The 12,348-nt window shown below is 36.4% G+C and carries 10 protein-coding genes and 2 pseudogenes; 8 read left to right on the top strand and 4 right to left on the bottom strand.

Annotation, left to right across the window (positions count from 1 at the left end):
* The first annotated feature begins 124 nt into the window (after positions 1-124).
* The 7 genes and pseudogenes from IGJ63_RS12565 to IGJ63_RS12535 all read left to right on the top strand — a co-directional run bounded on the left by IGJ63_RS12565 (position 125) and on the right by IGJ63_RS12535 (position 6,084).
* A complete protein-coding gene (locus IGJ63_RS12565) occupies positions 125-847 on the top strand; it encodes a methionine ABC transporter ATP-binding protein (protein ID WP_438746571.1) in 723 nt (240 codons plus the stop codon).
* Entirely contained in the window at positions 844-1,515 is a 672-nt protein-coding gene (locus IGJ63_RS12560; protein ID WP_002354825.1) for a methionine ABC transporter permease, read from the top strand. Before IGJ63_RS12565 ends, IGJ63_RS12560 begins: the two co-directional genes overlap by 4 nt.
* A 12-nt stretch (positions 1,516-1,527) precedes the next feature.
* Complete coding sequence (locus IGJ63_RS12555) at positions 1,528-2,346, top strand: MetQ/NlpA family ABC transporter substrate-binding protein (RefSeq protein WP_438746569.1); 819 nt, start codon at positions 1,528-1,530, stop codon at positions 2,344-2,346.
* Positions 2,347-2,436: 90 nt separating this feature from the next.
* Positions 2,437-4,206, top strand: coding sequence for a sensor histidine kinase (locus IGJ63_RS12550; protein WP_002367484.1), 1,770 nt, complete (start codon positions 2,437-2,439; stop codon positions 4,204-4,206).
* Positions 4,187-4,915, top strand: a complete 729-nt coding sequence (locus IGJ63_RS12545) for a LytR/AlgR family response regulator transcription factor (RefSeq protein WP_002354828.1) — start codon at positions 4,187-4,189, stop codon at positions 4,913-4,915. The genes IGJ63_RS12550 and IGJ63_RS12545 overlap by 20 nt, the downstream gene beginning before the upstream one ends.
* Before the next feature lie 151 nt (positions 4,916-5,066).
* Positions 5,067-5,486 (top strand): antiholin-like murein hydrolase modulator LrgA, encoded by a 420-nt coding sequence (lrgA, locus tag IGJ63_RS12540; protein WP_002354829.1) that lies wholly within the window; start codon positions 5,067-5,069, stop codon positions 5,484-5,486.
* A pseudogene (locus IGJ63_RS12535) lies at positions 5,483-6,084 on the top strand (LrgB family protein). Before lrgA ends, IGJ63_RS12535 begins: the two are co-directional and overlap by 4 nt.
* 301 nt (positions 6,085-6,385) lie before the next feature.
* Here IGJ63_RS12535 and IGJ63_RS12530 read toward each other — a convergent pair.
* The 4 genes and pseudogenes from IGJ63_RS12530 to IGJ63_RS12515 form a co-directional block, all read right to left on the bottom strand.
* Positions 6,386-6,679, bottom strand: a complete 294-nt coding sequence (locus IGJ63_RS12530; protein ID WP_023895429.1) for a hypothetical protein — start codon at positions 6,677-6,679, stop codon at positions 6,386-6,388.
* Positions 6,660-8,729, bottom strand: coding sequence for a hypothetical protein (locus IGJ63_RS12525; protein ID WP_438746567.1), 2,070 nt, complete (start codon positions 8,727-8,729; stop codon positions 6,660-6,662). The genes IGJ63_RS12530 and IGJ63_RS12525 overlap by 20 nt, the downstream gene beginning before the upstream one ends.
* A gap of 538 nt (positions 8,730-9,267) precedes the next feature.
* Positions 9,268-10,128: pseudogene (locus IGJ63_RS12520) on the bottom strand (IS110 family transposase); the annotation flags it as partial.
* Between the two features lie 231 nt (positions 10,129-10,359).
* On the bottom strand, positions 10,360-10,905 hold the full coding sequence (locus IGJ63_RS12515) for a cysteine hydrolase family protein (protein ID WP_002383189.1): 546 nt from the start codon (positions 10,903-10,905) through the stop codon (positions 10,360-10,362).
* Between the two features lie 165 nt (positions 10,906-11,070).
* Here IGJ63_RS12515 and IGJ63_RS12510 point away from each other — a divergent pair, with 165 nt between their 5' ends.
* Positions 11,071-12,084, top strand: coding sequence for an alpha/beta hydrolase (locus IGJ63_RS12510; RefSeq protein ID WP_010776194.1), 1,014 nt, complete (start codon positions 11,071-11,073; stop codon positions 12,082-12,084).
* Positions 12,085-12,348: the final 264 nt, after the last annotated feature.

The raw sequence follows: 12,348 nt of genomic DNA, 5'->3' as shown, positions 1-12,348 counted from the left end.
TTTCGAAACGTGTGTTATTTTTTAATTCGTAATAGTTTTTTTAAATCGTTTCACAGAATTACTTTAATTGTTATACAGTTTTTTTAGTTGTTATAGTTTGTTTGTCGGCCTTTAGGAGGTAATCATGATTGAGTTAGTGAATGTGTCGAAAGTCTATCAAGAGACACACGCGTTAAAAAATATTCACTTTTCTGTCCAACCAGGAGAAATCGTTGGGATTGTTGGGAAAAGTGGCTCTGGCAAGTCCACGTTGTTACGTTTGTTGAATTTAATGGAACAACCGAGTGAAGGGGAGATTCGCATTGATGGCAGAAATGTTCAAACCTTCTCTAAAAAAGAAGTTCGCCAGCAGCAACAACAAATGGGGATGGTGTTTCAGCATTACAATTTGTTAGAAAATTTGAAAATTTATGATAATGTTGCGTTGCCTTTGAAACTTTTAAAAGAGAAACAGCCTGAAAAAATTGAGCGTTTATTAACGTTTGTTGATATGGCCCATAAGGCAGAAGCGTATCCTGCTCAGCTTTCTGGTGGGGAAAAACAGCGTGTCTCTATTGCTCGAGCGTTGAGCCGTAATCCAAAATGGTTATTATGTGACGAGGCAACGAGTTCATTAGATGAAGAAAATACAGAAAGTGTCGTTCGACTATTACATAAGACGCATCAGGAATTCCGACCGACTATTTTCTTTGTCAGTCACGAATTAGAAACCGTGAAGCGCTTATGTAATCGTATCTTAGTGATGGAAAAAGGTCAGTTAATTGGCGAATTTCTGAATAATCCTCAGCAATATGAGGAAGAACCGCTTTCCTATTTAGAAAAAGTGGAAAGGAGTTTGCGCCTATGACTTTTTCAGAAACCTTTGCCGAATATTGGCCATCTATGCTGATTGGTTTAAAAGAAACAGGGATTATGATGTCGATTTCGATGGCTATCTGTTTGCTTGTTGGCTTGCCTTTAGGCTTAGGACTATTTTTGGCTAATCCGAAAGTCAAAGGGCATCAACCTTGGCTGTACTGGGTTTTAAATTTCATTGTAACTGTTATTCGCTCGTTTCCTTATTTATTATTTGTGATTGCGTTGATTCCAGTTACTCGTTCTGTTTTAGGAAAGGCGTTTGGCCCAATTCCTTCATCTGTGCCATTGAGTATTGTTGCGATCGCGATTTTTGCTCGCTTGGTTGAACAAGTGCTGTTGGATGTTCCAGAAGAAATTTATTTTTTAGCTAATTCGTTAGGTACCTCGAAAGTCCAATACATTTGGCACTTTTTATTGGTGGAAGCACGTAGCGGATTAGTCCTTGCTTACACAACCACGACAGTGAGTATGGTTTCATATTCCACGGTGATGGGTGTTGTTGGTGGCGGCGGGATTGGCGATTTTGCAGTTCGTGTCGGGTATCAACGGTATGAATACGGTATTATGTATGTTGCCATTGTGATTATGATTGCACTGGTCTTCATTTTACAAATGCTTGGGAACTTCATTGCCCAAAAACTAGACAAAAGAAAGTAGGAGGACAAAAGAATGAAGAAGTTTTATTTAGCAACATTCGCTGTTATTGCAACAGTTATTTTAGCTGCCTGTGGGGGAAATAAACAAGCAGACCAGAAAGAAGACAAGGAGATTACCGTTGCCGTGCAATTGGAATCTTCAAAAGATATCTTGGAGATTGCCAAGAAAGAAGCTGAGAAAAAAGGGTACAAAATTAACATTATGGAAGTGAGCGACAATGTTGCCTACAACGATGCCGTGCAACATGACGAAGCGGATGCTAATTTTGCGCAACATCAACCTTTCATGGAAATGTTTAACAAAGAGAAAAAAGCTGATTTAGTGGCTGTTCAACCGATTTATTATTTTGCTGGTGGTTTCTATTCAAAAGAATACCAAGATGCGAAAGATTTACCTGAAAATGCCAAAGTGGGGATTCCTAGCGATCCAACCAATGAAGGTCGTGCTTTAGCAATTTTAAATGCAAACGGCGTGATTAAATTAAAAGAAGGTGTCGGCTTTAACGGTACGGTGGCAGATGTCGTGGAAAATCCTAAAAACATCACTTTTGAAAGCATTGATTTACTGAATTTAGCTAAAGCCTACGATGAAAAAGACATCGCTATGGTGTTCTGCTACCCAGCCTACTTAGAACCTGCTGGTTTAACAACGAAAGATGCGATCTTGTTAGAAGATGAAGAAGCAAGTAAACATTACGCATTACAAGTTGTGACACGTAAAGGCGAAAAAGATATCGAAAAGATCAAGGTTTTAAAAGAAGCGATGACAACAAAAGAAGTTGCTGAATACATCAAGAAAAATTCTAAAGGCGCCAATATTCCTGCGTTTTAATGAAAAGAAAAAATGAAGCCTCTTTTTGAGAAGCTTCATTTTTTTCTTTTCTTTGATTTATAGTATAGTTAATAGGAAGGAGGTGCCGGTGTGGTCGAATTATTTATTTTAATGATGGAACGGGTGGGCTTAATTATTTTACTGGCCTTTCTTTTAGTGAATGTGCCTTATTTTAAGCGTGTTTTATTAAGTCGTGAAAAAATGTCTTCAAAAGTTCAGTTGATTTTGATTTTTGGTTTATTTGCTATTATTTCTAATTTTACAGGTATCGAAATCGCTAAGAATCAGATTGTTCCCAATAATTTACTAACCTATTTAAGCAGCAATGCTTCCATTGCGAATACGCGTACGTTAGTAATTGGCGTTTCTGGATTAGTGGGTGGTCCGATTGTCGGCAGTACGGTTGGTTTAATTGCTGGCTTTCATCGGGTTATTCAAGGCGGGGGGCATAGCTTCTTTTATGTGCCTGCTTCTTTAATTGTTGGCTTAATTGCCGGTTTTTTAGGGAGCCGCATGGCAAAGCAAACCGTTTTTCCGTCTGCCGGCTTTTCTGCCATTGTCGGAGCGTGCATGGAAATGATTCAGATGATTTTTATTTTCTTTTTCAGCGGTGATCTAGCGGATGGGGCCACGTTGGTTCGTTTTATTGCGCTGCCGATGATTTTGTTAAATAGCGTAGGAACGTTCATTTTTATGTCGATTCTAACGACGACATTGAAACAAGAAGAGCAGGCCAAAGCGGTTCAGACGCACGATGTTTTGGAATTAGCAGCGGAAACACTGCCATATTTTCGAGAAGGACTCAATAAAAATTCCAGCAAAAAAGTTGCGGAGATTATTAAGCATTATACAAAAGTCAGTGCGATTAGCATGACAAACAGTCATCAAATTTTAGCTCATGTTGGCGCAGGAAGCGACCATCATATTCCAGAGCTAGAAGTCATCACGGAGCTTTCTCGGGAAGTGTTACGGACGGGCCAAATGACCATCGCGCATGCCAAAGAAGAAGTTGGTTGTTCGGACCCTAATTGTCCGTTGCAAGCGGCGATTGTGATTCCATTATTTTCCCATCAGCAAATTGTTGGCACCTTAAAAATGTACTTTACGGATCCAGCGCAGTTAACGCATGTCGAGGAACAGTTAGCAGAAGGTCTTGGGACAATTTTTTCTTCACAAATTGAATTAGGGGAAGCGGAAGTACAATCAAAATTACTTAAAGAAGCTGAAATTAAATCCTTGCAAGCGCAAGTGAACCCGCATTTCTTCTTTAATGCCATCAATACTATTTCCGCATTAATGCGGAAAGACAGTGAAAAAGCGCGGAAACTATTGCTCCAATTAAGCAAATACTTTCGAGGCAACTTGCAGGGAGCCGTGCAAACTACGATCCCAGTTTCACAAGAACTAGAACAAGTAAAAGCCTATTTGTCATTAGAACAAGCACGGTTTCCGAATCGTTATCAAGTAACATTTGACGTGGAAGAAGCGGTTGCTTCAGAAAAAGTACCGCCGTATGCGATTCAGGTGTTAGTGGAAAATACCATCAAGCATGCATTTGGCAGCCGGAAGGAGAACAATCAAGTTCGGGTAGTGGTCAAAGCAAAACAACACAAATTACATGTGGATGTGTATGACAATGGGCAAGGGATTCCTGAAGAACGCCGCTTGCTATTAGGAAAGACGACAGTGACTTCGGAAAAAGGCACTGGCACGGCACTGGAAAACTTGTCCCGCAGAATGGCGAACCTTTATGGATCAGAAGGTTGTTTTTTAATTGAAAATTTAGAAACAGGCGGGAGCCATGTTCATTTAGAAATCCCGATGGAACAGGAGGAATTAGATGCACGTATTAATCGTTGATGATGAGCCCTTAGCACGAGAAGAATTGAGCTATCTTGTTTCCCAACATCCGCAAGTGACGAGCGTTGCAGAAGCGGATTCTGTGGCGGAGGCAATGGAAGAGATGATGGATCAAAAGCCAGATTTGTTATTTTTAGATATTCATTTGACCGATGAAAGCGGGTTTGATTTAGCGGAAAAATTAACCCATCTTAAAAAAGCGCCCTACTTGGTCTTTGCAACCGCCTATGATCAATATGCGTTAAAGGCCTTTCAAGTGAATGCAAAAGATTATATTTTGAAACCTTTTGAAGAAGAAAAAATAACACAAGTCATTGAAAAAGCATCGAAAGAAATGGCTCAAGCTGTCCCAGAAAACACTGCCGAAAAAGGACCAAAATCTGAAGCAATACCTATTCAAGGGGAAGACCGCATTTATCTTGTGGCGCCAGAAGATATTTACCTCGTTTCTGTCGAAGAACGGCAACTGAGCATTTTTGTGGATCAACAGGTCTACAAGATGACAGGGACCCTCAACAGTATCGAACAAAAATTACCTGCCACGCTCTTTATTAAAACGCATCGAAGTTTCATCTTGAATCGAACAAAAATTCAAGAAATCCAGCCGTGGTTTAATAACACGTTGCAAGTAATTTTAACCAATGGCTCAAAAGTACCTGTTAGCCGTTCATACGTCAAAGAATTTAAAGAAAAACTTGGCTTAAGTTAAAAAATCACCACTTGAAATGTCGAATGCATTTCAAGTGGTGATTTTTGCATTTGGTGAAGAAATTCTGGCATTTCATGAAAAAAAGCCCTTAAAAAAACGTTTTCTTTATATACTTAACCCATAGAAAACAGACAAAAGGGAGCGAAGAAGAATGGAAAAGAAAGTATATTCATTTTTACAACAAGCAGCAGTTTTTGCCATTATTATGTTAATCGCCAACGGCTTGGCGTTCATTTCCCCAATACCAATGCCTGCTTCAGTAATTGGCATGGTGTTATTGTTCATTGGTTTATGTACAAAAGTTGTTAAATTGGAGCAAGTGGAAGGGCTAGGTAACAGCTTATCAACGGTTATTACATTTTTATTTGTTCCTTCAGGGATTTCCTTAGTTAATTCTTTAGGGATTATGCAACAATTTGGCGTTCAAATTGTTTTTGTTATTTTAGTAGCAACATTAGCGTTACTAGCAACAACTGGTTGGACGGGCGCCTTTTTATTGCATATGAAAGATGCTCGAAAAGAAAAAGAACCCGCAGCAACGAAGAAAGCGAAAGGAGAGGTTCGCGCATGAATCCGTATGTTGGCATTATTATTTCATTAGCTGTATTTGGCATAGGTACTTGGTTGTTTAAAAAAAGTAAAGGTTTCTTCTTATTTACGCCATTATTCGTTGCGATGATTTTAGGCGTTGTCGTTTTAAAAGTAACAGGAATTAGTTACGAGCAATACAATGAAGGTGGCAAATATATCAGCTTCTTTCTAGAGCCTGCGACAGTAGCGTTTGCGATTCCTTTATATAAAAAGAGAGACGTGTTGAAAAAATATTGGTTAGAAATTTTAACGGCGTTAACAATTGGTTCTTTTGGTTCGCTAGTGGCTGTTTATTTTGCAGGAAAAGTGATTGGCATGGATAATCATTTACGGCGTTTACCGTAATCTTCAATGGTGTACTAACCTATGCCTTGGGTCGAATTGCATTGAAATGGTTTAAGATTAACAATCCAATCGCCAAAGGTTTAGCTTTAGGTGCGGCCGGACATGCCCTAGGTGTGGCAGTTGGCATGGAAATGGGCGAAACAGAGGCTGCTATGGCTAGTATTTCTGTCGTAGTGGTTGGCGTAGTTACTGTTTTAGTAGTTCCTTTCTTTGCAACGGTCATTGGTCTATAAAAAAGTGGGCTTCCCCACTCTTTTATGAGTAGCTAATTTCTATCAGCTAGCAGTCTCTGCTTATTCTGTGAATGCTAGTTATCACTAATCCGCAGGCTCGGAGTTAAAATGAGCATAAAAAAGAGCGTGGGACAGAAGTGTTAACTTTCATAAGGACAAATAATAATACTAAATGAGATGGACTCGCCCATATAAATAGACCTTCGTAAAAGAAGGTCTATTTATTTCTATTAGCTCATTCAGTGAAATAGTATTCGAAGATACAACATTTTACCAAGATGAAATCAAAAAATACTAATTGCTATAGAGAATCTACTTCCTTGTATAATTCATTAACTTCCTTCTTTAGCACATCTCTTTTAGAAATAAAATCCTCTAAATTATTTAATATATTTTCATATACAATTTTATCAGCTGGATTTTGGATCGTTTCTATATCAGTATTACAAAAATCAGAAATATCTGTTAGTTCGCTTTCATATATTACTTTCATTAGATTGAGTATTGCATTTTTATTAACTTTATTGATATTTTCATATTTTATCCCATCGATAGAAAATGTGGGATTTCCTTCTTCAATTTTCAAGATTATCATATATTCTTCTCCTATTCTTAAATGCTTTTTCTCCTGCTTCCATAGTTGAAATCAATGCAACAAAGTTCTTCATAGTTTTTCCGCACTGAGATTTAAGTTCCTTTGATGAAAATGCTCCTGTGTAAACCTTATAGCATTCTTCCTTTTCTACTCCATTTCCAAACCCATCTTCGTCAAAATCAGTATAAATTATATAATTTGGGTTCATCAGTGTACCCATAGTGCTATTGTGAGTTACAACAAATACTATTGAATTCTCTGCTATTTCATTTATTTTAGGGATTATACTTTCGTTTATAAAAACATTGTCAAATGATGCTTCGGGTTCATCTAAGAGTAGAACATCATAATTCCTAGCATCATCAATACTATCCAACAAATTGAATTCTGCTCTTTCTCCTCCAGAAATAGGAGAACCGTTTTTATTTACAACGCTATATTGGATTTTGAAAAGGGCTTTATATAAATCACTTTCAGGAATACCTTTATCTTTTAAGGACAAAATAAAATGAAAAGGCTGTTCATATAAACTCTTAAATTCAGTTGCAATTCCAGTACCTGTTTTTAAAGCCGCTTTTACCTCTGATGTATTTTCGAATGGTTGTTTTTTTACTATAGACTTAAATCTATTTAACTTTGTTTCCTTAATAACACTTTCTTTTTTTAAAGCATTAATAGTTCGGTTAAATCTGCGAACGATTTCATCTTGCTTGTACGCTTTATAGAAATCTACTTCATCAATAAGATTTCTTGATGATTTATTCCTTAATGCCTTTTTAACCTCTGAACTAATTAAATCTACCTCCATTTTTAACTTGTATTCCAAATACAAATACTTATATTTAATAATTGCTTTATCTAAAAGCTGCTTCAAACTACTTTCATCAATATATTCTGAAATCATTTCTTTATAGGTTTTTGTAGTATATAAGTTAATTAATGAATCAATCACTTTCTTGAGTTCAGAAGGCTTTAGGGGGTTAAATTTAACTTCGGTATACAATCTTTGTTTAGAATACTCATCATTTAAATACTCTTGTTCTGCAAAATCTATTAATGATGATAGGTATTTTTCTAGTTCATCGGAGTAATTGTGACTAATCTCCATCATCTCTGTGATGAGATTTTTGACTGGAGACAAGTAGTTTTCCACAATATTCTCTTGCTTGGACTTAATAACCTTTTCAAATTTTTTATCAGTACTTTCATTCGTAATCTGGAACTGTTTTATATACTTCACGTTTTCAGATGAGAAAGACTCAATAATTTGATCTAACGTATATGTTTTACCAGAAGAACGTTTTCCTACAATTAAATTCAATTTTGTAGATGCTACAGTTCCGTCAGATAAAATTTGAAATAAATCATCATTTTTACTGCTAGACAAAAATACATTTCTTCTATCTCCAAGAATTAGTTTTAAGCTTCCAACATTAATGTCTTCAATTTCTAAATAAGTTAGTCTGATTGGAAATTTTTTATTTCTCTCATTATTTTGATACTCATTTAAATTATCTTTTGATATTCTTAAATCACTGAATAAAACTGGCACTAGGTCATTAGGGTTATTCTTTACAACTTGAAATTTTTTTGGACTATTTACTTCTCCAGCAAAAATGTTGTTACCAAATTTTTTAAGCGTGGTCTGATTTATTTTTGGTTTCTTCTTGTAGTGAGGAATCAAAAGATATTCTTCATAATTAGAAAAAATTTCCTCGAACTCTTCAAAATCAATCCACTTTTTATTATCATTAATGGACTCATTCAGTTTTAAACATTGTTCATTAAACACATCTACCTTATTTTCTGGACATAAAACTAATAAATGGGCGTTATCAATATCTACTTCGACGCCTGGAAGAACAATACAAGGAAGTTTACTTTTTATGTCTTCGTATTGTTTGATGTCAAATAGATTATGATTAGTGATAGCGATTGCATCTAGCCTCATATCGTTGACGTAAGACTCTAAAAACTCAAATGAAAATTCAAAATTTACATCGCTAAACTTGTTAGGTAATGTGTGAATATGAAAATCCACCTTTTTCATTTCCTGTTTCACTCCTTATCTTCTAAATTAATGAATATTTTCAATTTGTATTTATTATATCATGTTAGCAAATATTAACTATAGCAATTATCTATTAAATAATATTTTGAAAATAAACATTAAAGAGCAAATCATACATTATTGTCGCAAAGCCTCACAACTCCAACCATTATAAGCTTTTTTCTTGTCCAATTTATTAGTCATCCCAATTAGTAAGCCTTACTATATAGATGTAACAATAAATATATACTTAGGAGGTTTTCAATATGCGGAGACTAAAGACACAACAATCCAATAATTTGGATAAACTTGACAAGATAAAATCGGATATGCACGAGTTAGTAGCATAGACGACAGACAAAAGTTAGGCTTTGAAGTTTAGAAAGAAGCGTTAAAGAGTTGTAACATTATTTTCAGTGAGAAACAATCGAGAGACAACGGCAACCGCCCAGAACTAGCTAATCCAATAGAACTAGCAAAACAGTTATCTCTGTCTGGCAAATCGGTTACTTTACAAATTTACAAGCTAGACCGCTTAACTCGTAAAACGCCGAATATTCTCTAGTTCACCAATAATTAGTCCTGCAGAAAGTTCCCCAATTCCAGGGATACTTTGATAGAAATCAAATTCTATTGTTCGTTTTGCAGTTTCAACTAGCTGTTTGGTGAGTTGATCTTTCGTCATCAGTAATTGTTTCAATTGTCGGGCATAATACACGACTTTTTGAACAGAAATGCTTTGAATAGGTTCTGCTGGATAAGAATTTTGTGCTTTAGCCAAGGCTTTTTGATTGGAAATTTTTTTATCCGTATTTTCTTTAACACATTTTTCAGCTTGTTTTGACTTAAGTGTGCCAAGTAATCGGGATGAGGGAAAAGTTCGACAAGATTTAAGGCGAGTTTTGATAACCTGTTCGAATTCTGGAAATGGTAGTTGTAAAGCGGTATGAAGGTTCATTCTCATGTGTTTAATGTCACTTTCAATTTGTTGATAAAAGCGTGCTAAATCACGTGTTTGTTCATAGATTTCTGATTGTGATTGTTTTTGTTTCCGCAGAAATTGACCGTGCGTTTGTGCGAGACGATGGGCATCTCGTTTATCCGTTTTTACTGAACGTAAGTCACTATTCAGTTGCCTTTTTGCTTCTAAAGGGTTGAATAAACAATAAGTGAAATGATTCTTTTGACAAAACGTTTCAATGGCTATTGAATAAACCCCGGTTGCTTCAAAAACAATCTGTGGTCGTTCTGGAAGAGCATAGATTTCTTGAAGAAGTGCATTGAAATGTGTTTTATCGTGAAGAATTTCTTGTTCAAAAAGACAAGTAGTTTCATGATAAATAACGGCGTAACTTTTTCCCATTGAGACATCTAAAGCAAGTACATACATGATTTTCATCTCCTGAAAAGTGTTGAAAGGTTCTTCACTGATTCATCTCGTTCCTAATTTCCTTCACACGGGCTCGAAGCCCAAGAGGCCATGTTCGGTCATCCTTTCACTTACAACTATACGCTTAAAAGAGCAGTAGAGGGGAAATTCATCCGTCGATGAATTTCCCCTCTACTCTTAGTATGTTTGTGTTGTTCACAGGATTTTTTGAATATAGATAGGTCGGATTGACCAGTCTTTTTATAGAATGGTTGCTCCTAAAGTTTGTTTAAAGTGGCGTAATGCCCATTCGTGTCCTTGTTCATCAAAACTAGCAACGGCGCGTTCAGGAATCATTAATTGATAGCCTAAATTATAGGCATCAACAGCCGTATGCAACACGCAAATATCTGTACAAACACCAGTTAAACAAAGCTCTGTAATTCCTCGTTCTCGTAACCGAATGTCCAAATCCGTGCCACTAAAAGCAGAATAGTGCCGTTTGTCCATCCAATAAACGGTTGCCTCATTTTTGTGAGCTTGATAAAAATCAGCTAGCGAGCCAAACAGATTACGCCCGTCAGTTCCTAAGACATTGTGGGGCGGGAAAAGTTTATTTTCAGGATGATAGTGATCTAGGGGGTCATGCCCATCAATGGCAAAAACCACAAAATCGCCATTGTCAAAATAGTGCTTTGTTTGTTGAACAAGGGCCGTTTCAATGGCTTGTCCAGCGGCACCAGTGGTTAGTTTTCCGTCTGTGGCGACAAAATCATTCGTATAATCAATGGAAATCAGAGCTTTCATTTGGCAACCTCCTAAAGGTTAAAGTCATTTTGTTCATTTTACAGCTTTTAAGAGGGCATTTCAAATAATAAAAGTACATCAAATTCTAAAAAAGCTGTTTCAAAATAAACGCTTTGGCTAAAAAACATGCTATAATTTTGCTACAAATTAAAGCAGGTGAATAGAGTGAAAAGAAAAATCGTACGTTTTATCCTTTGGTTGTTAGGAATCATTGTGGTTATTTGCTTAGGTGTGTTTCTCGCCTTTCAATTATCTCCTAAGCCAGGCGCTTGGGTCATCAACCAGTTATTCGCAGGCGAAGTTGAAATAAAAGATTCAGCTTCCTATGATAAAGCATTGCCCAATGTTCAATTGCAAGAAAATCAAACATACCCTTCTTCAAGAAAAAAGAATACCTTTGATTTGTATTATCCCCAAACGTCAAAACAAGCGGTACCAGTCGTTTTATGGGTCCATGGTGGTGGCTATGTGGGAGGAGATAAGTCTGGGATGAAAGAGTTTGCGACACGTTTAGTGGCTGATTCCTCAGTTGCCTTTATTTCAATGAATTATGAATTAGCACCAGATGCACCTTATCCAAGCCAGCTCCAGCAGGTCAATGAACTTGTTCAATTTTTGTTAGAAAAGAAACAAGCGTATCCCATGTTAGATTTATCTAAGCTTTTTATTGGCGGGGACAGTGCGGGTGCACAGATTGCTCTACAATATGCAACAGTTCAAACCAATGCCAACTATGCCAAAGAACTAGGGATGACTGCAGCGTTGCCGGCTAGCCATTTAAAAGGCACACTCTCGTATTGTGGTCCAGTGGATTTGAAACAAATGGCCAACCAACAAAGTGATAATCGTTTTATGAAATTTTTCGTTAAAACAGTGGCTTGGTCCTTGCTCGGCACTAAAGACTGGCAGACGAGTGCAGAACTGCAAGAAGTGAGTTTAGTGGATAAAGTCACCAAAGAATTTCCCCCGACGTATCTAACAGATGGCAATAGTTTTTCATTCCAAGATCAAGGACTAGCCTTGGTTCAGCGGTTAAAAACTTTAAATGTTCCAGTTTCAACTCTCTTTTTCAAAGATAAGAAAGCAACGATCACCCATGAATATCAATTCGACTATCAAACAAAAGAAGCTAAACAATGTTACCAAGAAACAGTCCAGTTTGTGAATACGTATAAATAAACAGAGGCCTTAGAAATATTTCTAAGGCCTCTGTTTATTTATTTTTGTCATTTTTTTAGCTGGGAAATATGTATAAATTAAACAAAAATGTTTATTTAATGATGTTTACATGAGAAAAAATCCGTGCTATACTACGAACTCGTTTGTTAATTTTAATGTTAAAAACAACGTTTTTGTTATTTTTGTGAACAAATTAACATTTTTATCTTACAAAAACAGCAAAAAATTCGTTTAGTTAACAAAAAGAAAATTAAAAAATAAATT

The sequence above is a fragment of the Enterococcus sp. DIV1375a genome (genome assembly GCF_051712205.1).
GTDB classification, from domain to species: Bacteria; Bacillota; Bacilli; order Lactobacillales; family Enterococcaceae; genus Enterococcus; species Enterococcus faecalis.
This window is presented reverse-complemented; position numbering and strand designations above follow the sequence as displayed.

What these genes read in the sequence shown, in the direction of transcription:
- IGJ63_RS12565 (WP_438746571.1), top strand. Translation starts at nt 125, where the DNA reads ATGATTGAGTTAGTGAATGTGTCGAAAGTCTATCAAGAGACACACGCG.
- IGJ63_RS12560 (WP_002354825.1), top strand. Translation starts at nt 844, where the DNA reads ATGACTTTTTCAGAAACCTTTGCCGAATATTGGCCATCTATGCTGATT.
- IGJ63_RS12555 (WP_438746569.1), top strand. Translation starts at nt 1,528, where the DNA reads ATGAAGAAGTTTTATTTAGCAACATTCGCTGTTATTGCAACAGTTATT.
- IGJ63_RS12545 (WP_002354828.1), top strand. Translation starts at nt 4,187, where the DNA reads ATGCACGTATTAATCGTTGATGATGAGCCCTTAGCACGAGAAGAATTG.
- lrgA (WP_002354829.1), top strand. Translation starts at nt 5,067, where the DNA reads ATGGAAAAGAAAGTATATTCATTTTTACAACAAGCAGCAGTTTTTGCC.
- IGJ63_RS12530 (WP_023895429.1), bottom strand. Translation starts at nt 6,679, where the DNA reads ATGATAATCTTGAAAATTGAAGAAGGAAATCCCACATTTTCTATCGAT.
- IGJ63_RS12525 (WP_438746567.1), bottom strand. Translation starts at nt 8,729, where the DNA reads ATGAAAAAGGTGGATTTTCATATTCACACATTACCTAACAAGTTTAGC.
- IGJ63_RS12515 (WP_002383189.1), bottom strand. Translation starts at nt 10,905, where the DNA reads ATGAAAGCTCTGATTTCCATTGATTATACGAATGATTTTGTCGCCACA.